We start from the raw sequence: 23508 nt of genomic DNA, 5'->3' as shown, positions 1-23508 counted from the left end.
TAAAACCATGATTAAAAAGTGTACTGTAATAGTAGTTATGTTGATTACCATATTCTCTTATGGACAAAACAATGCTACAGATAAAATTACAGTACGAGACACTTCTGGTTATGAACTCACATTCCAAAAGAACGTAAGTTACGCAGCTCGAAAATTAAAATTTATTCAAGAACTCAAAACCACTGGTGACAGTCTAATTTTAGAAACGGAGAATCAACCAATTCGTCAAATTGATATTCTTAATGATGATTATTTAGAAACCATCGACGTTTATGACACAAGTGGTAAAGTAGGGCTAGGAAATCTTCCTATAGGTAATTATGTTGTACAGGCTAAAATTGACCGACATTGGGTTGTTATGTACTTAGAGAAAAAAGAAGCTGTTTTAGAAAATAAAATCATTGATGTTTCTGATGAAATTGAAAGAATAACCATTTCCAAAGAAAGCTCAGAAGAAACATTGTTTAATAAAGATATGATGTACTGGGTAGTTTATGAAAGTAATTCTCAGTTTTCGTCTGGAAAAACTATGGGCTTAAAAAGCGTTGAAGAAATAGAAAAGATGATTTCCAAAATTGAATTAGAGCTTAAAACCGAAGACGGAAAAAATAATAAGTTATTTGTTTATGAAGTGTATGATAAATCAAAATTTGTGCGTAAACAGTTAAGAAATAGAAAATATTACCAGTCAAAAAAATCAAAACACTTTAATGTTTCTCCGTTATATTCTTCTGAAGAAAAAAAGATAGTTGTAACACAGTCTTAGGATAAAATAGACTTAATGTTTTTAATTTATAGTATATATAATATAATCTTCATTCCAGGTATGATGCTGTATTGAAGAAAAATTGAATGTAGATTCCAAAAACTTTCTTTCTGTAGGATGCATATAAATAATAGTCATTTTACGAGGAGAATTATCCAAAGATTTTTTTAGGTTATTAATAACCTTTTCAAAAATTATTCCATTAAAAGGGTTATACATAAATAAGATACTATCTTCAGGCTGAAATTCATAGGTTGTAGCATCTCTATTTCAACAGAAATGTTCGATTTTGAATTTGTTTTGGATTCGAAAGATAAAATGTTTCTTTTTGCTATACCACAAAGTTTTTTTGAAAGTTCTATGCCTTTTACTTGTTTAAACCCATAGCTGTTTGCAAGTAGTAGAATTTTTCCTTTTCCACAACCCATATCTATGAAGGTTTGATTTTTAGGTAATTTCAGTTTCTTCAAAATTGATTTAACAAGATATGCATTACACCCTTGATAGTGGACAGAATACTTTGCAATATCATTTTCTCTAATTAATTCTTCGTGAGAAATCCAAGAAACAGTATCGGTACTGTTTTTCCAGTCAAAATATAAATCGTAAAGATGAGAATACATAGCTCTAAATGTCCTTGAGAATCCATCTCTGTGAATTTTTTTTACTGTTCGAATTATAACGTTCAAAATAAATAGTTTTGAATCAAAATAAATTTAATTTACCTTAACTCAATAAATATTAGACGTAAAACAAAAAAAGCGAGCTAAACAGCTCGCTTTTTTTATTGTTCATTTTTGTACTTTTCAGAATAACGTTTCCATAATTCAGTTTGGTGTGTTTCTAAACTAATATTCCTGCCATCAATAAAAGCATGAGTAAGTTGATTGGTGCGCATGTCTAAAGCATCACCTTCACTAATAAATAATGTTGCACTTTTTCCTACTTCTAACGATCCATAGGAATCATCAATCCCTAATATTTTTGCAGCATTTAGAGTTATAAGTTGTAGCGCTTGTTCTTTTGTTAAGCCATATGTTACAGTAGTACCTGCATAAAAAGGAAGGTTTCTAGAGTTCATGCGTTCCATATCACCACTAGGCTCTAAAGCTACTAAAACACCTGTGTCAACAAGCTTTTTTGCTAGCTTATAGGATTGGTCATAATCATCATCTTCCAATTCTGGTCTAGAATGTATACGTCGCAGTTGTACAGAAACATCATTTTGTTTTAAAAAGTCAGCAACATTACCAGCTTGGTAACCACTAACAATAGTAATGTGTTTTACTCCTTGAGCTTTTGCAAAATTAACGGCATCAGTAATGCCTTTTTCATCATCAGCATTTATAAACAGACGTTTAGTGCCATCAAATAACCCAATTGTTGCTTCATAAGGTAAATGACGATTATCTTTTGAGCCCTTACTGTAGCTTTTAGCTTCGTTAAAGTAGTTTTCTACTTCGGTAACTTGTTTGTTGTAGTTTTTGTTTGGTTTTAGACCTGGATCTTCACCAAGCCACCAACGACCACGACTGAAGCTATTTGGCCAGTTGAGGTGAATGCCGTTATCTGTTTTTATAGCAGCATCTTCCCAATTCCACGCATCGTATTGTACTACAGAAGAAGTTCCTGAAATTCGACCACCTCTAGGAACCACTTGCCCTAAAAGCACTCCGTTTGGTCGCATAGATTCTACAACTTTAGATTCAGCATTGTAGGCAATTATACTTCTTATATGTGGATTAAAAGTGCCGAGTTCAGATAAATCATCGGAAGCCTTCACAGCATCTACTTCAACTAAGCCAAGCGTTCCGTTAGAAACAATAAATCCTGGGTAGACGTGTTTGCCTTTCGCGTCAATGATATCCATAGCTTGTCTGGTAAGTGGAGTAGTAGCTTCTGGTCCTATAGTGGTAATTTTTCCATTGCTAACTACAATGATGCTGTTCTCTACAACCTCGCCATTACCAATATGAGCAGTAGCACCAACAATAGCAAAATCTTTAGTTTGCTTAGGTGCTGGCGTTTGTTGTGCAAAGCCTAAGATAGTGCACAACAGAATCAATACGATATTTATTTTATTTAAAGTCTTCATATTTCTTTGTTTTATTGTTGAGCATCTATCGAATCGCAATGCAATAATTTCTTTTCTTTTCTCTCTATTGGTTGTGTTTTTAAACCTTTGTTTTTCTCTTGAAGCATCTTATTAATTAACTCGCTTTTTTCTTTTTTTATAGCATCTCGCATTTGTTGGTCGCGTTCAAGATCAAAATAGGTAACTCCTTCGATAATGGTTTTTTCAGCTTTAGCATAAATTGATAAAGGATGATCAGACCACAATACAACATCGGCATCTTTTCCAACTTTAAGACTACCAACTCTATCTTCTAGATGTAATAATTTTGCAGGATTTAAAGTCACAAATTTTAAAGCGTCTTCTTCGCTAACGCCACCATATTTTACGGATTTAGCAGCTTCTTGATTTAAGCGTCTAGACATTTCGGCATCATCACTATTTATAGCAACCGTAACACCTGCGTTATGCATAATAGCCGCATTGTAAGGAATAGCATCATTAACCTCGTATTTGTAGGCCCACCAATCACTAAATGTTGAACCACCAACACCATGAGCTTTCATTTTGTCAGCAACTTTATAACCTTCTAAAATGTGAGTGAAAGTATTAATATTGAAGTCGAATTGCTCAGCAACTTTCATTAACATATTGATTTCACTTTGCACATAAGAGTGACAGGTGATGAAACGTTCTTTATTAATAATCTCAGCTAAAACTTCCATTTCAATATCTTTTCGGTAGGGTTTACCGCTTTTCTTGAGTTCATCATAAGCTTTTGCACGAGAAAAGTAATCTACAAAAACCTGCTCAACTCCCATACGAGATTGAGGGAAACGCTCATTACGGCTCAATCGTGTTTGTTTTACATTTTCACCTAAAGCAAATTTTATAAACTTAGGTGAATTGTTATACACTAAATCTTCTGCCGCTTCTCCCCATTTTAGCTTGATAATAGCTGAACGACCACCAATAGGATTAGCCGAACCATGTAATATCTGAATAGAGGTTACACCACCAGCCAAGTTGCGATAGATATCAATATCTTCATCATCAATCACATCTTCTATAGTAACTTCAGCAGAAGAATTCTGACCAAATTCATTAACGGAAGCTGTAGCAATATGAGAATGTTCATCTATAATCCCTGCGGTTATATGTTTACCTGTAGCATCAATAACTTTTGCTTTACCATCCGATAGGTTTTTGCCTATTTTGGCAATTTTTCCATCTTTGATTAAAACATCGGTATTTTCAAGGACACCTTCATTTTCATTAGTCCAAACAGTGGCGTTTTTGAATAATAACGTTTCAGATTTTGGACTTTCTTTAAACCCAAAACCAACATTTGGATAGGAAATAGGACTCATAAAAGGCGTATCACTTTCGTCATCAGCATCTTTCTTGTCCTTTTTATCTTTTTCGTTGTCATCTTGTTTTGCTTGCAGTGCAAAAATAGAAACTTCATTTCCGTTTGGTAAAATAGCTTTACCATTTAAGCTATTGTTATTTGTAGTATTTACAACAATTCTTACATATTCTTTTTTTGTAGAGTCTGTGGTTTTAAAAGTTAGTTTTACCCAATCATCTTCGTAAGAAAGTTTGGTGTCGTAATTTATAGAGTCAGATTCTAATTTTGCTTTAGGTTTAGTTATGCTGTTCGAGATATTTAATTTATAGTCATTACCGCTCAATTCAAAAGTGTAATCACCATCAATATCTTTCACATTCATATCAGAAATGATATGTTGCGACCCTTGTACCCAGTTTTCAAAAAGTTTAGTGTCTTTATCAAAAACATCACCAGAAGTAATTAAAAAGTTCGCATAGCTGCCTTCTGCTAAGGTGCCTAAAACATTAGACTTTCCTAAAAGTTTAGCAGGTATCGTTGTTAAAGCTTCTAAGGCTTTTTCTTTAGAAAGCCCGCTTTCAATAGCTTTTAATAAGTTAGATTGAAAAGATTTTTTAGATTTTAGTCCGTGTGTTGTTAAAGTGAAAACAATACCATTTTCAGCTAATAATCTTGGATTATGAGGCTCTTGTGTCCAAGCGCGCATATCACTCAGTGAAAGCGTTGAAGCCAAAAACGGATCTTCAACATCATAAGCTATTCTAAAATCTATAGGAAGAATTATTGTAGCATTACTTGCTTTAACTTCATCTAATCTTTCATATTCATCACCACCACCAACAATAGTATATTGAATATTAAAAGCATCACCAACTTTATCGGCTCGCAAAAGATTAGCTCTACTGCCTGCTTCAAAAATTTGTGGTAGGTTTTTATTGCCGTTTAAAGCTTCGAGCGATAAATCTCTGGTGTCAATATTTCCTGCGGCATACCATTGTGCATCATTGTACATTTGTCTTAACAACGCCATACTTCCCATAATTGAAGAAGGATAGGTTTGACGAGATTTAACGCTAGGTGAAAATGAGAAATGCTGAGCACTTTCGGCATCAACAATTCTCATAGAATTGTCGGCATCAGAGTTTAAAGCAATTAAAGCACTTGTTCCTCTTGCAACACCATCAGGCATATAGGTATTTACAACACCAAAACCTAGTTCGTGTAATTCTGTAGCTTCCTTGTCATTATAAGTAAAACTGTTCATTACATCTTGCTCAGGCATAATATGATCATTCCAATAATAACCACTTCTACTTGGTCCATACTGTGGACCATTACCTCCACGTTCAGGTTTTTTGACTCCAAAAGTGGTGTACATATCAATAAAAGATGGGTAGATACTTTTACCAGATAAATCATTGACCGTTGTATTCTTTGGGATTTTAACCGATGTGCCAACACTTATAACTTTACCATCTTTGATAAGCAGTGTGGCATTGTCTATAACTTTTGTAGGTGAAACGTGAATTTTAGCATTTGTAAATGCTGTGTAATTCGTGTTTTTAGATTTTACACCAGAATTACTTGGGAAGTAATCTTGGGCAAACAACGAAAAACTGCACATAAGCATGAGCAGCCGTAGATGTAGTTTAATCATATGTGGTTAGTTAAATTAGAATTCTAAATATAAGAATTATCATTTCAAGGTACAGCGAATATCTCTTTTTTTAACTTTTAGAGTGGTTGGTTCTCATAATAGTTAACCAAAAGTGCCACAACATAACTGTAACTCTTCATACCGTCGGATTGGTTGTTGGCTTTCAAAAAGTTATCAAATGTTTTTTGAAAAAAAGGTTCGATTGGGTTTTCGTGAGATAACCAAAAGTCTTGCACTTCCTGATAATTTTTAAGGATACCTTTGTTGATTGTGGTTAACATATTTTCATAAAGCTCAGGGTCTCTTCTGTAAATTTCAACTATACAATAGCGTAGTGCAAACGTATAGCCAGAATATTTAAAGTATAGATCTTCATTATGAATAGCAGCCAAACTGCCAATAAAATTAGCTTCATTTTCGGCGGCATAACCAAGTTGGTGAGCCGCTTCATGACAAGCTGTAGTTGGAAATTTATAAATAGGAATAAGGCCATTTACCTGAGCTTCGTTAGTGAAAGGATTTAGATATCCCGAAAATCCCATATACGTTAATGGTAAACTATAAAGTGATTGTTTTATGCTTTTTGGATTATATTTCAAATGTGGATACTCTTTTGACAGTTCATCATAGCCATCTTTTACTTTATTGAATATTTCAGCTTTAGAGTAAGGCAAATCTATTTTTAAACTATCATTTTGAGATAATTCTAAATAAATAGTATTTGATTTTGCGATAAGTCGTTTTGTAAACGAAACGAGTTGTTCGGTTGTGTAGTCAGCTTCAATATCTAAGGATTTGTACAACGGCTGTCTATAATAATTGTAAGCCCAAAGGAGGTGAAATGCAAAGTAAGCTAAAGATAATGTAGCTCCAACATCGAGTAACCATTTGATCGTGTCTTTGTAGATGCGTTTCCTGTTAAGAAATAACCATCTTAGAAGATATATTCCTGCTAAGGTGTACAGTATATCTCCGACAGAAAAAGGAATCCAGCCAAAACTATAATGCATTAGTTTAGAGATAAAAACATATAAGCCATTACTATAAAATTGCTCAATAAACTCAGGTGATTTTTTCAGAATTAAAATAATTACAATCTGAACAACTAAAAAAATAGTATGGCCGAATTTTATGTTTTTTCGCATAGTCTCAAAAATAGAAAAAACTTGTCATTACTTTATTTTGTAAGAATCCATTTATGAAAATTTTAATTCTTGATTAAGAAAAGAATCAACTAGCAAATGATACGTCATTCAGCAAGTCATTTTGTAATTTTGCAATACTAAAATAAACAAACATGAACACAGAAATAAGAGCCTTAGAGCCTAAAGTACTTTGGAACAAATTTGCAGATCTTAATGCTGTACCTCGACCTTCAAAAAAAGAGGAGCGCGTTATAAAGTTTATGAAGGACTTTGGAGAAAATCTAGGTTTAGAAACTATTGTAGATGAGGTAGGAAACGTTATCATTCGAAAGCCAGCAACAGCAGGTATGGAAGACCGAAAGCCAATCGTTATGCAATCGCATTTAGATATGGTACACCAAAAAAATAACGATACCCAATTCGATTTTGATACACAAGGCATCGATATGTTCATTGAAGGGGATTGGGTAAAAGCAAAAGGGACAACACTTGGCGCAGATAATGGATTGGGAGTAGCAACCATAATGGCTATTTTAGAAAGTGATAGTATTGCTCACCCAGCATTAGAAGCACTTTTTACTATAGATGAAGAAACTGGTATGACAGGTGCTATGGGATTAAAAGGTGGTTTGCTAAAAGGTGATATTCTACTAAATTTAGATACTGAAGAGGATGATGAAATCGGAGTAGGTTGCGCTGGTGGAGTAGATGTTACTGCTACACGTACTTATAACGAAGAGGAAACTCCTGAGTTTAAAATTGGTTATACAATTGAAGTTAAAGGTTTGCAAGGAGGACATTCTGGTATGCAAATTCATGAAGGATTAGGAAATGCAAATAAACTAATGAACCGTTTATTATTTGATGGTTTTGAAAATTATGGTTTACGTATTTCTGAAATTGATGGTGGTAGTTTGCGAAATGCTATTCCAAGAGAAAGTAAAGCTATAGTCGCTATAGATGCCGTTAATGAAGCGGCTTTTGAAACTGAAATGAAGGCTTTAGCAGATACAATAAAGCATGAGTTTAAAACTATGGAACCTGACTTAGAAATTAAGATTTCTAAATCTGAAACACCAGAAAAAATCATGGACTTAGGAGTACAAGAAGGATTAACAAGAGCCTTATATGCTGCTTTAAATGGTGTGTATAGAATGAGTCCTGATATTAAGGATTTGGTTGAAACCTCTAATAATATTGCACGAGTAATCGTAAAAGATGGAGCTATTAAAATAGGTTGTCTAACACGTAGTTCTGTGGAAAGTTCTAAATGGGATTTAGCCAATACATTACGTGCTACTTTTGAATTAACAGGTTGCGAAGTAGAATTTTCGGGTAGTTATCCTGGTTGGGCGCCAAATATGGATTCTGCTATCTTAAAAGTAATGGTGCCAATTTACGAGCGTTTAAATAATGGCGAAAAGCCTCATGTAGCGGCTTGCCATGCAGGTTTAGAATGTGGGATTTTAGGACAGAATTATCCAGAAATGGACATGATTAGTTTTGGGCCAAATATTAAAGGAGCACATTCACCTGATGAGCGTGCTCAGATTTCTTCAGCTCAAAAGTATTGGGATTTTGTTTTAGAGATTTTGAAAAACATCCCGAAGAAAGATTAATGTTTTAGATGCTGAAACAAGTTCAGCATGACAATAAGATTAAAAAAAAGCAGCTACTCAGAATGAATAGCTGCTTTTTATCTTTTATTTTGGTTTGCTTAATTAGCAATACTTGTAAGTTGAATATCAAACACCAAGTTGGTTTTTGGAGGTATTGGTCCGTTGCCATTTTCTCCATAACCTAAATAATAAGGTATAAACACTCTGGCTTTATCACCCACTTTCATGTTTAACATCGCTTCTCTAAAACCAGCTATCAAGCCAGCACTTTCATTATAAGGTTTAGAGAAGGGAGCGTATTGCCCAGCTTTATCTTGTCGTTCATCGTATTTGCCATTTTTCTCAGCAACTTCTTTCCAAGTAGTCCAAAATAATGTACCATCTTCAAAATACCCAGCACAATCAATGTTTACTTGGTCTGTTGGTTTAGGTTTTACACTATTACTTTCTTTGGTGAAAATCATAGCCATTCCTGTTGGAGATTCTAATTTACGACCTTCTAAAGAGTCATTCTTTTTAAGCCATTCATCTCTAGCTTCTTTGGCTTTAGCTTTAGCAGCTTCTTTAGCTTCTTCTCTAATTGATCTAAAATTATCCTCAACTTTTGGCATTTCTTCAGAAAACACTTTTGGTGCATCAAAGAATTTAGCCTCTTTTCCTTTTCTGATAATATTTACTTTAGTGATAACAACATCCTCAACAGGCTTATTATTTCTTGCTCTTGGGTTTATCACTTTTACATTAGAAATAGAATCTTGTATTTCAAGCCCTTTAACTAGTTCACCAAATACCGAGTGACAGCTAACTCCAGGTTGGTCACATGGTTTTAAAGCTCCGTTTTCGTCGTAGAAATTTCCTCTTGGGTAAGGAACTTCAGTAATAAAAAACTGGCTTCCGTTAGTATTTATTCCACCAGCATTTGCCATTGATAAAATGCCTGGCTTATCATGCTTAAGTTCAGGGCTAAAATCTGCAGCAAACCTATAACCAGGTGTTCCAGATCCGTTTCCTAAAGGATCTCCACCTTGGATCATAAAGTTGTCCATTACTCTGTGGAAAGTTAGACCATCATAGAATGGTTTATCTTTATATTTTTCTTCAACCATAGGGTGGTTGCCTTCAGCAAGTGCTACAAAATTAGCGACAGTTACAGGTACTTTATCATAAAAGAGTTTAGCTACCATAGTACCTTTGGTTGTTACTATTTCGGCATAAAGTCCATCTTCTAAATCAGGATGATTCTCTTGGCAAGAAATGTTTACCAAGACTAATAATACAACTATTGCTGTAAGAGTTTTTTTAATCATTGTTTTGGGTTATTGTGTTTAAAGTTACTTCGCAAATTAGTGGAATGTTCGTTCCTATTTTATTATCATCACCATAGTAGCCAAAAGCTTTTTGTGATGGAAAAATAAAAGTTACACTCTCTGTTGGTTTCATTAATTTTAAACCCTCGCGTAAACCTGTGAACAGTTCTTCTTTGTCCATAATATAGGTTTTGTTTTGCGTGGTATAAATTTCAGAACCTTGGATATTGGAGACGTTATAATGAAAATCAACAAGATCACCGAATTGAGGTTGTATAGTATCTTCTTCAATCCTATTTTCATAGAAATACCAAAAGCCACTTTCAGAAGTGAGGTATTCTATATCAGGATTATCTTCGATTATAGCTTCAATTTGTTTGTACTCTAGCTCGTTGAGTTTTTTGTTACGCTCAGCAGATTCTTTTAAAAATGAACCAGATTGTACAATCTCTGGCATTCTCGCCTCAGGAGATTTACAGCTTACACAAAGTGCCACAATAAATATGATAAAGAGTAGGTGTTTCATATTATTCTATTTTATTTACCCAATTGAGGGTTATTGGGACAATTGTTGTTTATACTGCGGTAATATACTAATAAATTTGTCAATCGTTGTTTTTAAATCACTTTCACTACGTCCACCAGCAGCATTGGTATGTCCACCACCATTAAAATGAGCACGAGAAAATTCATTAACTGAAAAGTCACCTTTGCTACGCAATGAGACTTTAATAATGTCTTCTTGTTTATTTTCAATAAATATAGCAGCAAAAACAATGCCTTTTAAAGACAGTGCATAGTTAACAAAACCTTCTGTATCTCCTTTTTTAAAATGGTATTCATCCAATTCATCTTGAGATAAAGTGATGTAAGCTGTTTTTAATTCAGGAATTACTTTTAAGTTTTGCATGGCTTTGCCTAGCAACTGTAAACGACTATAGCTATTGGTATCGTATATATTATTGTGAATTTCTGAATTGTTTGCTCCTTTTTCAATTAGGTCACCAATGACCTGATGAGTTCTACTCGTTGTAGCTGGAAATCTAAAAGATCCTGTATCTGTCATTATTCCAACGTAGAGACATGTTGCAATCTCAGCATCAATTTTATCTAAATCGCCAAGCATTTCTATAAAATTGTAAACCATTTCACAAGTTGATGACATGCTTACATCAGAATACATATATGTAGCATAATCATCGGGTTGTTGGTGATGATCTATCATTAGTTTAATGCCTTTTGAAGTTTCCATAGCATTGCCTAAGCCATCACCAGCTCTATGAAAAGCATTGAAATCTAAAGTGAAAAGTAAATCGGCATCTTCAATAAAGGCTTGACAAGCTTCCTGATTAGTATCGAAAATTAAAACGGAATCATTATCTGGTAACCATTTTAAAAAATCTGGATAATCATTAGGGGCAATAACAACAGCGTTGTGATTATAAATTTTCAGATAATGATATAGCGCTAAAGTAGAACCCATAGCATCACCATCAGGATTTTTATGAGGTACAATAACACAGTTTTTTGGTGTGCTTAAGAGTGTTTTTATTTCAGGAATTTGTGCTGTAATCATAGTGGACGAATATACAATTTTTACTTTTTCTGAATTATGGTTTTAATATGAAATTAAGAATCGTTCTTTTTCTATTGTTATGTGTCAGGCTGAGTGCAGTTGAAGCCTAATGAGTTATTTGTTTCAGTTGCATTTCTCCTGTACTCAGTTTGGCAGCGTGTAGTAACATTAATTTAATAAACCTGAACTTGATAAATAAAAGAAATACATTACTTTTGCACCCAATTAAAAAATTACACATGGCAACTAACAGAACATTTACAATGTTAAAGCCAGATGCTGTTGAAAAAGGACACATTGGCGCAATACTAGAAAAAATTACAGCTTCAGGTTTTAGAATCGTAGCAATGAAATTAACTCAGATGACAACTGCAGATGCTGAAGAATTTTACGGTATCCACAAAGAACGTCCATTTTTTGGCGAGTTAGTAGAGTATATGACTCGTGGACCAATCGTAGCTGCAATCTTAGAGAAAGATAATGCTGTTGAAGACTTTAGAACTTTAATTGGTGCTACAAACCCTGCAGATGCTGCTGAAGGTACTATCCGTAAGTTATATGCTGCTTCAATAGGTGAAAACGCAGTACACGGAAGTGATAGTGATGAAAATGCTGCTATTGAAGGTGCTTTCCACTTCTCTGGTAGAGAGATGTTCTAAAAAAAATATTTATTTTAGATATGAAAAGACCATCTGTTAGGATGGTCTTTTTTTTTGAGATAGTTCCATCTATAAGTATTCATCTATTAAAGCAATAAGACTAATAGCAGCTTTATTTCTATTGTGAATAGATAGTTTAACAAGTTCTTTTCTATTTAAAGCTTATCGTATTATTTTTCTTCCTTCAATAGAATTTCTAATTTTTAAATTAATTAAATATCATATAATCAATTGATTATATGATTATGGTGAAATGGATATTTTCTTACTTTCTGTTTAATAAACTCAAGTGCTTTTTTCAATTCAAACGACCAAAGTACATTAAGTCAACTATATCCCCTGCAGTTGTTATATAATCCATTCTAATAGTTCCCTCTAGGTCAAAGCCACATTTTTTAGCTACATTTTGAGCAGCTTTATTTGATTTGTGTGTTCTAAGATAGATTTTTTTAAAGTTGAAATTATCGAAACAAAAATCTATAAATAAGTTAAGTGCCTTTGTAGTTATTCCTTTTCCTGCATGCTTTTCATCTGTATAACACCCGATTTCTGTCTTAGGAATTGACCAATCTATATTTTTAAGGTCTATAAATGCAACAAAATTGTTTGTTATATTATCAACTACTAAATATGGGTAATATTCTTTTTTATTCCTTTTCTTATCGATTTCAACCAAAAAGTTTTTAGTAGCTTCTAAATCTCTTGTTTTAGAAACTGTTCCTGTAAAAAAATCTTCTAACCTTTTTCGATTTCTTTCTACAAGATCAAAGTAGGGGTTAAGGTCATCAATCTTTAGAGGTCTTATGGTATAGTTTTCAAAGGTAATCATCAATTAATTGAAATTGTTTTGTTAAGTATCATTGTATGTGTTATGATGTGTAATAATTTTGATTTCTATGATTTTCTTATATTTCTTGATAAAAATGCTAAAAGACTTTCATAACTAGCTGATAACAAGTAATTACTCATACTCATTATAAGGACTAGTCCTTATCCACTCAATGGCACTTTTAGACATTTTTTTATAGTTGTGACCTGTGTTTTTTACAGTGTCTATTTCCCAATTAAATGTCCAATTATTTTTGTTCTTCAATTCTTTATTCACATTAAAAAATGTTGTTCCACGTTCCAACCTATGAGCTCCTTGTTCCATTGCTAAATCTGTTGTTCTAAAAGTTCCTAAACTTGGATCATTATCTAATTCTCCTAATAGAATAACCAATCTTTTTTTATAAGCTTTTTGTACATTTGTCTCTGTGTTTTTCACTCCATAGGGAAATTCAAGATTCTCGTTTGGCAAAGTGTAAAATCCAGAATTTGCGGCAATAGCTGTTCCGATTCTAGACTCTGGCATTAGCATAACCATTCTATGTACAAATTGTCCGCCAGCGGAATGACCAAAAATATCGTACTGCTCGTTGGTGATATTATTAACTGATTTAATGTGGTCGAAAATGTTTTCAATGACTGTGTAAGCCCATTCGCTTTTCGGGTTTTTAGTTCCGAAGAAGGTAAATAAATTCCCTTCTTGATAGTCGTTTGTTGTATATTTTGAAAACTTATTCTCGAATTCAGGTGCTATAATGAGTAGGTTATTTTTATCAGCTAATTCAATCCATGCGTTTAGATAATCATCTGCATTTCGTCCGCCACCATGCATTACAAAAACTATTTTGTCTTTGTCGTTCCAACTTTTAGGTTTGTATGTCCACACTTTGATTGATTTTCGCTCACTATCTTTATAAGCATGCATAACAAAAGTGTCTGTACCTACATTAATTTTATTGGTTGCAGTAATTTCAGGGCCTTTTGGTAGCACATAGAGGTAAATATAACCTACCACTGAGAGCAATAAAAGAATGGAAAATGTATATAAAATTATCTTTTTTAAGATTCTGAGTGTTTTGTTCATTTGGCTGTTTTTTTGCTTTAAAAAACTAAAACTTTTCTAATTTTTCAGGTAAAGTTCTAGAGTGATTTTATAAGGCTAGAATAGAAAGTAAATAATTATTACTTTACAAAACATGATTTTATTTTGTAATTATTATTATACCAGCTATAAATATAGGAGGAGTAATAATCATAATTGAATACCAACCATAAACTTGCCAAATATATTTACGTTTAACTTTTTTTATGTTTTTAGGGGTTACTTTTTTAGGTGCAATTTTCTCGAAATAATCTATATTGCTAATTTGGAACATATCATAATCTATTGGTGAATGGTTTTGGTAATTCCTCAAAACATTTTGATATTTTTCAGAGAGATTCTTTCCGAAAGTGTATTGTTCGTATTCCGATGGCTTTTTCTTTAAGGTTTTAAATACACGTAAATCATTATAAAGGACAGATAATTCAAGTCCACAATCATGAAATATTTTTGCATTTAGTTTATAATCTTGTGCATTCTCAAATTGGCTGACAACTAAAACTAAAATTGATAATGCAGTAATAATGTAATTTATTATATCTTCATTATTGCCAGTATTAATGTTGTAAACAGAGATCAAACTTGCAATTATCAAGTAAGCTGAAAGAAATGCTAAGCTGATATTTGACAATTTAGCTTTAATTTTTAATCTTTTGTCGGCGTGAAATCTAGCAGCTTTGGTTGACCATATTTTATAATTCAACTCCTCTAAGAAACTTTTTTCTAAGTATTTTTTAGGTCCAGTAAATTGGTTATTTTTTTTTGACATTAACTTTGTTTTAAAATTTTTCAATAAACTTATTACGAGTCTTTTTGTTTCAAAAGGTAGTTTATACTCAAAAATATTCTTGTTTCGTTTTGGTATAATTCCTAGTGCTGAAAATGATATTTAAGAAACCTAAAATTATTCTTGAATGTAATTCATGTCATCAATTAAATCTTTATTGACATAAGCCCGAATCTTTGAATCTATTTCAGAGAATTTTGATTCCAAATTATTTTCGATTTTATGTTCTTTGTTCCCTTTGAGTAATTCTTTTAATTCAAGTTGTTGTTTCAATATTTCTTTTAAATACTCAGAGTTTAGCCTATTAAATTGATGAGAACGCCAAATAAGTCTAGTTATATTTATTCTAAACTCAGGATTATTTAATTCGTTTAAAATTTCGTTATCAGTCATAATTACATTTTAAGTTTAATGGTGAGATAACAATAAAACATCAAATCGGTTATACCCACCTTACATTCAAACAAGTAAGATAATTATAATTTTAGTATTGTTTATAGTTGCCAGCTTTGTTTTTAGAGTGTTATGTTTTATTGTTTTTATGGTTGGTTTTTTTGGTTTTTGGTTGAAAATCGTCAGTTCGAGTGGTTTTTCAAGATGAAAAGATGAAAAATTATATGGAGAGTAATAAAAGCAGTTCTCCATACATTAAAACGACAGACGTATTAACACTCGAAATGACGGTTTCATAATTACTAACTGTCTCATCAGTCGTAAAAAGATGTTCTAAGTTACTGTTATTTAGAAGTAATTTTTAAAAAATTACAATTCGTCATTAAAAACATACAGTTCGGTAATTCCTATTTTAAAAAGCTAGAGTTGTGAAAGATATTTGTACCGTAATCATAAAATATCAATCAAGACATCATGAACACACTAGTAAAAATCGCAGTTATATTGGTTTTAGCGTTAACCAATAATCAAGCAAAAGCGCAGACCAATTTTGAAAAAGGAATGACCAAAGCCTTTGAACTTTGGGAAGAAGGTAAATGGGACGAAGCCGAAAATATGTTTGAACGTATTGCCAAAGCAGAACAAGACCAATGGTTACCTAATTATTATGTAGCACAAATGAATAGCTTAAAAAGTTGGAATGAAAAAGATGCTACGGTAATAAAAGCACAATTAGGTAAAGCGCAAGAACATTTAGATATCGCAAAAACAAAGTCTTCTGAAGAGAATGTAGAGTTAATCATTATGCAAGCGCAAATCTATACCAACTGGATTGTGTTTGATGGCATGACCTACGGCATGAAGTATAGCGGAAAAGTAAATGAACTGTACAAAAAAGCATTAGAGCTAGAGCCAGAAAACCCAAGAGCCGTATTTTGTAAAGCTGACTGGGAGATGGGAAGTGCTAAATATTTCGGGAAGGATACCACACCTTATTGTGATGAAATAGAAGCATCATTAGAACTTTTTGATACCTTTAAGCCAGAGAGTGCTTTTCATCCAAACTGGGGAAGAGAACGTGCTGAAGAAGTTACAAAATCTTGTAAAGAATAAATTATAAAAATGATTATGAACAAGAAAGTTAAAAATATCATTATCACCTTTTTTTTAGGCTGTATTGTATTTGTTATTGGAACACTGCTTTCTGGTGGATTTCATTACGAGAGTACCAATGAGTTTTTAATTTACTTTGCCATATATCAACTCTATACTTTTGTTCTAAACTATGTAAATACGTTGTTTTTCGATTTCTTGGAAAAGCGAAAAATTAGAGATTATGAAATTTTAAAACGTATTGTTTATGGCATTTTAGGAAGCACAGTAATAACTTTAGTTACCATATTTTTATTACGGGTTTTTGTAGAAGTCATCATTTTTGGACAAGCGTTTGAAGTCTTCCTCGCTAATGAAACTTGGAGCGGCTATTCATTCGGTCTTTGGATTACTTTGACTATCGTTTCTATCTTTTATGTCATTTACTTTTACAATCGTTACCAGAAGAATAAAATAAAAGAACAAAAAGTTATTGCAGGCGCAGCAAGTGCTAGGTTTGATGCCTTAAAAAATCAGTTAGATCCGCATTTTTTGTTCAATAGTCTTAATGTATTAACGAGCTTAATTGAGGAAAATCCTAATGCAGCACAAAAGTTTACAACGTCGCTTTCTAAAGTATATCGTTATGTTTTAGAACAGAAGAATAAAGAATTAGTAACGGTTGATGAGGAACTGAGTTTTGCTAAGACTTATATGTCGCTTTTAAAAATGCGTTTTGAGGATAGTATCATTTTTGAAATGCCTGAAAAAGCTTCAAATCCAGATTGTAAAGTCGTGCCATTGTCGCTTCAATTGTTGTTGGAAAATGCAGTGAAACATAATATGGTAACCTCAAGCAAACCGTTGCACATTAAAATATATGAAGATGGAAATTACCTTGTAGTGATGAACAATCTTCAACTAAAACAAATTGTAAAGAAAAGTAGTGGAGTAGGTCTAGAAAACATTAAACAACGTTATAGCCTATTATCCAACAGAAAAGTTATTATCAATCAACGAGAGAAGGATTTTGCAGTTGCGATTCCGATGCTCACAAAACAAGTGTCAGTTATGAGAACAGCACAAAAATCAAGAGAACGTCTTAACGACGATTATGTAAGAGCTCGCAAACGCGTAGAAGAATTAAAAGGTTTCTATTACAGCTTAATATCCTATGTGTTTGTCATACCATTTTTGGTATTTATATGGTACAACTATTCTAGCCATACCATACAATGGTTTTGGTTTCCGGCCTTTGGTTGGGGATTGAGTCTAGTATTTCAAGCCTACAGAGTTTTTGTAGATAATGGTGCCTTTGGAGCTGGATGGGAAAAGCGCAAAATTGAAGAATATATGCGCAAAGAGGATGAAAGAAGTCGTTGGAATTAATACTGGAGTTATGAAAAGTTTAGAGAAAGATTTAAAATATCAAAAAGCACAACGTAAGGTTGAAAAACTAAAACGCTTTTATTCGCACTTAGCTGTTTTTATTGCCATTAATACGGTTATTACAATTGTAAAAGTGATGTATGGAGTAAAAGCAGGACAAACTATTAGTGAAGCCATTTTTAGTTTTTCTACATTACTAACATGGATGGCTTGGGGCATTGCTTTGGCATTGCATGCGTTTTCAGTGTTTATTTTACCAAAATTGGTAGGTGACGATTGGGAAGAGCGTATGATACAAAAGCATATGAAAGAAGAATTAAATAAAGATTAAAGCATTACACAATGGAAAAATATAGTTTAGAACCGTATAAAGAATCAAGTGATTCTAACAGAGATTATAGAGAAGAGGAAGCTTACTTAAGAGCCAAGAAAAAAGTAGATGCCATTATTGGGTTTTATTGGCATTTGGCAGTCTATGTTGTGGTAAACATCTTTTTAATTTTATTAATTGCCTTAAATTCTGAAAGTGGATTTTCAGGTTTTGGACCTTATGCCACAGCGACATTTTGGGGTATTGGTTTAATATTTCACTTCTTAGGAGTTTTTGGTCCTAACTTTTTCTTCGGTAGTAATTGGGAAAACAAAAAGATTGAAGAATACATGGAAAAGGAACGTAAACGCTGGGAATAAATCAGAAGTGATATGCAACCAAAACAAGACGAAAAAGAGTTATTTCTAAAAGCTCAGAAAAGAGTAAGGCAGATTAAGATATTTTATTGGCATTTAGCCTTATATCTTATTGTAATGGCACTAATTCTACTGAACTTTTACGTTATGGAAGAAGGGCCTTATGTAAAGCCAATAACAGGTTTAAATGTGTCAATAATTGTGCTGTGGAGTATTGCCATTATTGTAAATGCTATCGTAGTTTTTAGAAAAAAACCAATTTTTAATAAAGACTGGGAAGAGAAAAAGATAGAAGAATATTTAAAGGATAAGCACCAAGAAGAACAGACCTTTTGGGAATAAATTAAATACATTAAAAAGAATAACTGACCAATGAACGTAATCATTATAGAAGACGAAAAACCATCAGCAAGACGATTGCAACGTATGCTAAAAGCTTTGGATATTGAGGCGGAAACCATGTTGCATTCTGTGGAAGAATCCATAGCTTGGTTTCAGGAGAATGAGCATCCCGATTTAATATTTTTAGACATACAGTTGAGTGACGGCTTATCGTTTGAAATTTTTGAAGCTATAAAAATCAATTCTGCGGTAATCTTTACAACGGCTTATGATGAGTATGCGCTACAAGCTTTTAAACTCAACAGTATAGATTATTTACTAAAACCAATTGATGAGGATGATCTTAAAACAGCTGTAGAAAAATTTAAAGGTCGTACACCTCAAAAACAATCGGTAAGTTTAGATTTTAACGATATCAAAAAACTTTTGGTCAATCCTATAGAACGAGAATATAAAAAACGTTTCTCTGTAAAAGTTGGTCAACATATTAAGCTTATAAATATTGAAGATATAGAATGTATTTATAGCGAAAACAAAGGAACATATGCACATACTTCTGAAGGTAGAGATTATCTTCTAGATGTCACCTTAGATCAACTTGAAGATGAATTAGAACCAGATGTATTTTTCAGGATTAGTCGTAAATTCTATGTTAACATCAACGCTATCAAAGATATTATCAGTTATACCAATTCTAGACTTCAAATAAAACTGAATCACTTCAGTGAGCAGGAGGTTATTGTATCACGCGAGCGTGTGAAAGATTTTAAAAACTGGTTAGAATAGATTTAATCTTCAACTCTATTATCATCAAAAGCCGATGGTAACATATTAGGGATAAGTTTCGCAAAAATTGGTAATAAAATGGCTCCACCAGGTAGCATAAAAATAGCCAAACTTGGTACGGTTTTTAAAATATCCAATAATTGTTCTTGTAGTTGTTTTTGCTCTTCTTTGGTTAAATCTGAATGTGTTGATTTCGAAATTAGAGAGAGTAACTCTTTACTTTGTCTCAACTCTTTTACTAAGCGTTTACTGTTTCTTCGGATGAGTTTGTTAACCAGCTGAGATGAGTTTTCATAAAAGTTACTGATAGGATTAGATTGCTGAAAAAGCATAATTTCCTTTCGGTGTTCTTTATGAAAATTATTAACGTCTATAATGGATTTATAAATTTCGTGCTCTTCTAAATCTAATCGTTTTTCTAAGCTTTTTAGGAATCTAAATTCCGATTTTTCAAGTATTTCATCATCCCAAATGGAAAGACACATTAAGTCCAGAAGATATTTTTTCTCATGATAATTAATGTTGTAATCAATATCATAGATTAAATCTTCTACATCGAGCTCTTCATCATCTACAAAAGAGGTTGAGGTTTCTATAATTTCAATAATCTCCTTATCGTAATCGGTAATTTTACTTTTTGAATTCAAGGATTGGTATAGTGTACCAATAATGATACTCTCTAAGTTAGCTGCATAAGATTTTATGTCAAACTCACGTCTCAGGTGTGTTTCAAAAGTAAGAACATCTACAAAGAGTAGTGAGTTGGTAATAGACTTATTAAAATTTCTAGTTAATAGGTTGTCATCAATCTGAATACGGTCGTGAATAAGTCGTTCTAACATCGACGTTTCACTCTTTCCTATCACTAATTTATCCCAAAGGTTTAAATCCGAAACTTCAAGTTGTGTGTAGAATTTTAAGAGCTTGGAGATAAATTCCTCAGTAGTAAAATAAGGGTTATGATACCTGTATACATGATAGAAAGCCGTAATTAAATTTACTTTGGCAAGTTCGTCTTCAGAATATTTATGAATTTTTTTAATAGCATGTGTTATACCAACATTAACACCATAGATAAAACCATTCTGTTTTAAACCTTCGTAGAGGTCTTCATAAGTTTCATAGGGCAATGGGTTCTTAGAAATCTGAGAACAAAAATTAACTATCCAACCGCTTGTTGACGGGTTCATAAACCATTTTCAATTTGATGATGCAAAATTAATTTTTTATGTGGATTTAGCATCAATTTATTTCATTAACAAAATTTTAACAAAACTGCTATGATGATAATTGCGTAGGTAATGCAGAGACACAAATAATTAACAAATCTCAAAATTATGAAAAAAACAAAACTATTATTCGCAACAGCAATCGTGGTGGTAGCTACTTTTGTTGCCATTGCAGCAGATCATATCGATGCTCCTGCAGTCACAAACGGAACGAGTGACATTACAGATTTCTACGCTTTTCAAGGCGAAAACACTTCAAACATTGCTTTTGTAGCTAATGTACAAGGACTTTTAGGTCCTGGTAGTGACACCCAAAATGCAGCTTTTGATGAAAATGTATTAATAGAGTTTAATATTGACACCAATGGTGACAATGTTGAAGACTTAGTGATTCAAGCCACTCCAAGAGATGGGAAAATGTATGTTTTCGGACCAACAGCTCCTTCACAAACAGGATTAAATAGCACAATTGCTTCAACTTCTTCAAATCAAGTCGTGGTAGATATTACTCCTTACGGACAATCAGCAATTGTTGAATCTTCAGGTGGAATTATGGCCTTTGCAGGACCAAGAGATGATCCTTTCTTTATGGATTTTGCACAGTATGGACAAATTATAGGTGGTAATGCCACAAGTTTTAACGATCCGGGTATGGACACATTTGCAGGAAGTAATGTGATGTCTGTAGTTGTTGAAGTACCAAAATCTATGATTGGTGGATCAGGTACGATAAACACTTGGGTAGAATCTAAAAGAAAACAATAAGAACTTAAAAATTAGAACACATGAAATTTAATACTATAAAACTTTTTGCAATCGCAGTTGTAGTGTCAATGACAGCTTACAATTGTAGTAATGACGACGAAGGAGGCTATGTAGCTCCAACAGGACCTGATTTTTCAGGGACTTATGCACAAGAAGATCAAATGGGACGACCAGCTGTGAATACAGTATTTGTGTCCTCAGGAATGAAAGATGCTTTTAATACAACAGTACCTTCACAACAGAATGCAGCTTTTCAATCTATGTTTCAAACAAATCTTGAGGCATTGAGTCCAGCGTATGCAAATCCAGGTGATACAAATGCCTTAGGATTAGACTCTGCAACTTTCACAGGACTTTTAGCAACAGATGTACTTAATGTTTCTTTAGACGGAACAACAACATTTTACGATGGTACAAATGTACTTACTGGTAGAGCTTTAGCTGATGATGTCATCACAGTAGAATTGCTTTTAATCTTTGGCGGTGAAGATTTTAGCGAAAACCCAGGTTTATCCAATGATAACGTAGATGCCAACGATAAAGCATTTACAACCGCTTTCCCTTATCTAGCTTCGCCATGGTAGGTTGCTAGATCTCAATTCTGAAGTGGAGCATTTGGGACATTTGTTTCGCTTCAGAATTATTTTAAAAACAAAAAACTCATAAAAACAAATAATCATGATACTAAGAAGATACCTTCCCCTCATTGTATTAGTAGTAATGTATAGTTGTGATAAAAAAATCACCAAATCAGAAGACTATAACACCTACTTAGATACTAAAATTGATAGCACAGAACTAATGCAAAGTGCTCAATTTTGGACAGATAAACTACAAAATGGGCCAAATCAATTCCCTTATTTAGCAAAACGCGCTAGTGCGTACACACAAATATTTAATACTACAGGCAATATTTCTTACTTAATAAAAGCAGAAGAGGATTTAGTTAAAGCTATAGAAATGACTGGAGGCAAACAAGCGTCTTATCTTAAGATATTAGCTTCTAATTATATTTCTCAACATCGCTTTAAAGAAGCATTGGAATTGCTGAAAAAAGCAGAAGAAAATGGTGAAAACTTAACAGGAACCAAAAAGATGCTTTTTGATGTGTATTTAGAACTTGGTGATTACCTTAAAGCAGAAAGCTATTTATTCCAGATTAAAAATACATCAGATTTTGATTATCTCATTCGCTTAGCAAAATGGCAAGATCATAATGGTAATCTAGAAAAAGCGATAGAAAATATGGAAGCTGCGGCAAAGATTGCAGAATCTTCTAATCTAAAAAGTAACAAGCAATGGTCTTATACCAATTTGGCCGACTTTTATGGACATGCTGGAGAGATAGAGAAATCTTACCAATACTATTTAAAAGCTTTAGAATTGGACACTAATGATGCGCATGCCAAACGTGGTATTGCTTGGATAGCCTATTCTTATGAGAAAAACCCTGAAGAAGCTTTAAGAATTCTAAACCATGTAACATCCTATTATGAAGCGCCAGATTATAATTTGTTAAAAGCTGAAATCGCAGAATTCAAAAGTGATGATAAACTAAAAGAAAATGCTTTAAAAGATTATCAAAAATCAGTAGCAAACAAGCTTTATGGTGATATGTATAATAAATATAATGTATTGCTTTTAATTGAAGATTTAAAGCGTCGTGAAGAAGCTATTGCGATAGCATTAGAGGAGGTAGAAAATAGACCAACACCAGAATCTTACGATTTATTGGCTTGGAGTTATTTTAAGCAAGGAGATATAGAGAAGGCATATGCAATTGTTGTTAAACATATAGAAGGTCAAACCTTTGAACCAGAGGTTTTATACCACATTGCTGAAATATATAAAGCTGCTGGTAAAGAGGAACAAGTTATGCCTATTAAAGAAGAATTATTGGCAAGCTTATATGAGCTAGGGCCAACAATGGAGGCTAAAATTAAACAACTGTAAT

At 32.9% G+C, this 23508-nt stretch carries 24 protein-coding genes; 12 read left to right on the top strand and 12 right to left on the bottom strand.

All coding sequences use genetic code 11. The annotated features are described in order from the left end of the window. The first annotated feature begins 7 nt into the window (after nucleotides 1–7). Entirely contained in the window at nucleotides 8–766 is a 759-nt protein-coding gene (locus tag AC2H4K_RS02680) for a hypothetical protein (protein ID WP_281138154.1), read from the top strand. A 194-nt stretch (nucleotides 767–960) separates the two neighbouring features. Here AC2H4K_RS02680 and AC2H4K_RS02675 read toward each other — a convergent pair whose 3' ends face one another. From AC2H4K_RS02675 to AC2H4K_RS02660, 4 genes are all read right to left on the bottom strand, one after another. After that, nucleotides 961–1455 carry a class I SAM-dependent methyltransferase gene (locus tag AC2H4K_RS02675; protein WP_281138153.1) on the bottom strand — a complete coding sequence of 165 codons (495 nt, stop codon included), beginning with the start codon at nucleotides 1453–1455 and terminating at the stop codon, nucleotides 961–963. A gap of 95 nt (nucleotides 1456–1550) precedes the next feature. Next, a complete protein-coding gene (locus AC2H4K_RS02670; RefSeq protein WP_281138151.1) occupies nucleotides 1551–2861 on the bottom strand; it encodes an amidohydrolase family protein in 1311 nt (436 codons plus the stop codon). Nucleotides 2862–2872: 11 nt separating this feature from the next. Further along, a complete protein-coding gene (locus AC2H4K_RS02665; RefSeq protein ID WP_281138150.1) occupies nucleotides 2873–5848 on the bottom strand; it encodes an amidohydrolase family protein in 2976 nt (991 codons plus the stop codon). Between the two features lie 77 nt (nucleotides 5849–5925). Then, nucleotides 5926–6993: a DUF3810 domain-containing protein gene (locus AC2H4K_RS02660; protein ID WP_281138149.1), complete on the bottom strand. Its 1068-nt coding sequence runs from the start codon at nucleotides 6991–6993 to the stop codon at nucleotides 5926–5928. Nucleotides 6994–7145: 152 nt separating this feature from the next. Between AC2H4K_RS02660 and AC2H4K_RS02655 the strand changes: the two genes are divergently transcribed. Beyond that, nucleotides 7146–8612, top strand: a complete 1467-nt coding sequence (locus AC2H4K_RS02655) for an aminoacyl-histidine dipeptidase (RefSeq protein WP_281138148.1) — start codon at nucleotides 7146–7148, stop codon at nucleotides 8610–8612. A gap of 98 nt (nucleotides 8613–8710) precedes the next feature. Here AC2H4K_RS02655 and AC2H4K_RS02650 read toward each other — a convergent pair whose 3' ends face one another. Genes AC2H4K_RS02650 through AC2H4K_RS02640 form a run of 3 tightly spaced genes read right to left on the bottom strand, consistent with a single transcriptional unit; the run spans nucleotide 8711 to nucleotide 11495 of the window. Continuing rightward, nucleotides 8711–9919 carry a peptidylprolyl isomerase gene (locus tag AC2H4K_RS02650; RefSeq protein ID WP_281138146.1) on the bottom strand — a complete coding sequence of 403 codons (1209 nt, stop codon included), beginning with the start codon at nucleotides 9917–9919 and terminating at the stop codon, nucleotides 8711–8713. Continuing rightward, nucleotides 9912–10445: a gliding motility-associated peptidyl-prolyl isomerase GldI gene (gene gldI / locus AC2H4K_RS02645; RefSeq protein ID WP_281138145.1), complete on the bottom strand. Its 534-nt coding sequence runs from the start codon at nucleotides 10443–10445 to the stop codon at nucleotides 9912–9914. Before gldI ends, AC2H4K_RS02650 begins: the two co-directional genes overlap by 8 nt. A 30-nt stretch (nucleotides 10446–10475) precedes the next feature. Next, entirely contained in the window at nucleotides 10476–11495 is a 1020-nt protein-coding gene (locus tag AC2H4K_RS02640) for a DHH family phosphoesterase (RefSeq protein WP_281138144.1), read from the bottom strand. Between the two features lie 239 nt (nucleotides 11496–11734). Between AC2H4K_RS02640 and AC2H4K_RS02635 the strand changes: the two genes are divergently transcribed. Next, nucleotides 11735–12154, top strand: coding sequence for a nucleoside-diphosphate kinase (locus AC2H4K_RS02635; protein ID WP_155089679.1), 420 nt, complete (start codon nucleotides 11735–11737; stop codon nucleotides 12152–12154). A 298-nt stretch (nucleotides 12155–12452) separates the two neighbouring features. Here AC2H4K_RS02635 and AC2H4K_RS02630 read toward each other — a convergent pair whose 3' ends face one another. The 4 genes from AC2H4K_RS02630 to AC2H4K_RS02615 form a co-directional block, all read right to left on the bottom strand. Then, nucleotides 12453–12983, bottom strand: a complete 531-nt coding sequence (locus AC2H4K_RS02630) for a GNAT family N-acetyltransferase (protein ID WP_281138138.1) — start codon at nucleotides 12981–12983, stop codon at nucleotides 12453–12455. A 132-nt stretch (nucleotides 12984–13115) separates the two neighbouring features. Continuing rightward, on the bottom strand, nucleotides 13116–14066 hold the full coding sequence (locus AC2H4K_RS02625; RefSeq protein ID WP_281138136.1) for an alpha/beta hydrolase family protein: 951 nt from the start codon (nucleotides 14064–14066) through the stop codon (nucleotides 13116–13118). Nucleotides 14067–14184: 118 nt separating this feature from the next. Further along, the gene (locus tag AC2H4K_RS02620; protein WP_281138134.1) at nucleotides 14185–14853 is read right to left on the bottom strand and encodes an SLATT domain-containing protein; all 669 of its coding nucleotides are present in this window, start codon (nucleotides 14851–14853) and stop codon (nucleotides 14185–14187) included. A gap of 135 nt (nucleotides 14854–14988) precedes the next feature. Then, nucleotides 14989–15264, bottom strand: coding sequence for a hypothetical protein (locus AC2H4K_RS02615; protein ID WP_281138132.1), 276 nt, complete (start codon nucleotides 15262–15264; stop codon nucleotides 14989–14991). A 474-nt stretch (nucleotides 15265–15738) separates the two neighbouring features. Here AC2H4K_RS02615 and AC2H4K_RS02610 point away from each other — a divergent pair, with 474 nt between their 5' ends. Genes AC2H4K_RS02610 through AC2H4K_RS02585 form a run of 6 tightly spaced genes read left to right on the top strand, consistent with a single transcriptional unit; the run spans nucleotide 15739 to nucleotide 19560 of the window. Further along, nucleotides 15739–16377, top strand: coding sequence for a hypothetical protein (locus tag AC2H4K_RS02610; RefSeq protein WP_281138130.1), 639 nt, complete (start codon nucleotides 15739–15741; stop codon nucleotides 16375–16377). Between the two features lie 15 nt (nucleotides 16378–16392). Continuing rightward, a complete protein-coding gene (locus AC2H4K_RS02605) occupies nucleotides 16393–17745 on the top strand; it encodes a histidine kinase (protein WP_281138128.1) in 1353 nt (450 codons plus the stop codon). Beyond that, nucleotides 17723–18076 carry a 2TM domain-containing protein gene (locus AC2H4K_RS02600; RefSeq protein ID WP_281138126.1) on the top strand — a complete coding sequence of 118 codons (354 nt, stop codon included), beginning with the start codon at nucleotides 17723–17725 and terminating at the stop codon, nucleotides 18074–18076. The genes AC2H4K_RS02605 and AC2H4K_RS02600 overlap by 23 nt, the downstream gene beginning before the upstream one ends. Before the next feature lie 11 nt (nucleotides 18077–18087). Continuing rightward, nucleotides 18088–18435, top strand: coding sequence for a 2TM domain-containing protein (locus AC2H4K_RS02595; RefSeq protein ID WP_281138124.1), 348 nt, complete (start codon nucleotides 18088–18090; stop codon nucleotides 18433–18435). Between the two features lie 12 nt (nucleotides 18436–18447). Next, complete coding sequence (locus AC2H4K_RS02590) at nucleotides 18448–18774, top strand: 2TM domain-containing protein (protein WP_281138122.1); 327 nt, start codon at nucleotides 18448–18450, stop codon at nucleotides 18772–18774. Between the two features lie 30 nt (nucleotides 18775–18804). Further along, the gene (locus tag AC2H4K_RS02585) at nucleotides 18805–19560 is read left to right on the top strand and encodes a LytR/AlgR family response regulator transcription factor (protein ID WP_281138121.1); all 756 of its coding nucleotides are present in this window, start codon (nucleotides 18805–18807) and stop codon (nucleotides 19558–19560) included. A gap of 2 nt (nucleotides 19561–19562) precedes the next feature. Here the strand turns inward: AC2H4K_RS02585 and AC2H4K_RS02580 are convergent, their stop codons facing one another. Beyond that, a complete protein-coding gene (locus tag AC2H4K_RS02580; RefSeq protein ID WP_281138120.1) occupies nucleotides 19563–20750 on the bottom strand; it encodes an LETM1-related biofilm-associated protein in 1188 nt (395 codons plus the stop codon). A 147-nt stretch (nucleotides 20751–20897) separates the two neighbouring features. Here AC2H4K_RS02580 and AC2H4K_RS02575 point away from each other — a divergent pair, with 147 nt between their 5' ends. The 3 genes from AC2H4K_RS02575 to AC2H4K_RS02565 all read left to right on the top strand — a co-directional run bounded on the left by AC2H4K_RS02575 (nucleotide 20898) and on the right by AC2H4K_RS02565 (nucleotide 23507). Further along, a complete protein-coding gene (locus AC2H4K_RS02575) occupies nucleotides 20898–21554 on the top strand; it encodes a DUF4331 family protein (RefSeq protein ID WP_281138118.1) in 657 nt (218 codons plus the stop codon). 20 nt (nucleotides 21555–21574) lie between these two features. Then, on the top strand, nucleotides 21575–22138 hold the full coding sequence (locus AC2H4K_RS02570; protein ID WP_281138116.1) for a DUF4331 family protein: 564 nt from the start codon (nucleotides 21575–21577) through the stop codon (nucleotides 22136–22138). Nucleotides 22139–22232: 94 nt separating this feature from the next. Further along, nucleotides 22233–23507, top strand: a complete 1275-nt coding sequence (locus AC2H4K_RS02565; RefSeq protein WP_281138114.1) for a tetratricopeptide repeat protein — start codon at nucleotides 22233–22235, stop codon at nucleotides 23505–23507. Nucleotide 23508 lies beyond the last annotated feature (1 nt).

It is taken from the genome of Winogradskyella sp. 266wxhm (genome assembly GCF_058964685.1).
This window is presented reverse-complemented; position numbering and strand designations above follow the sequence as displayed.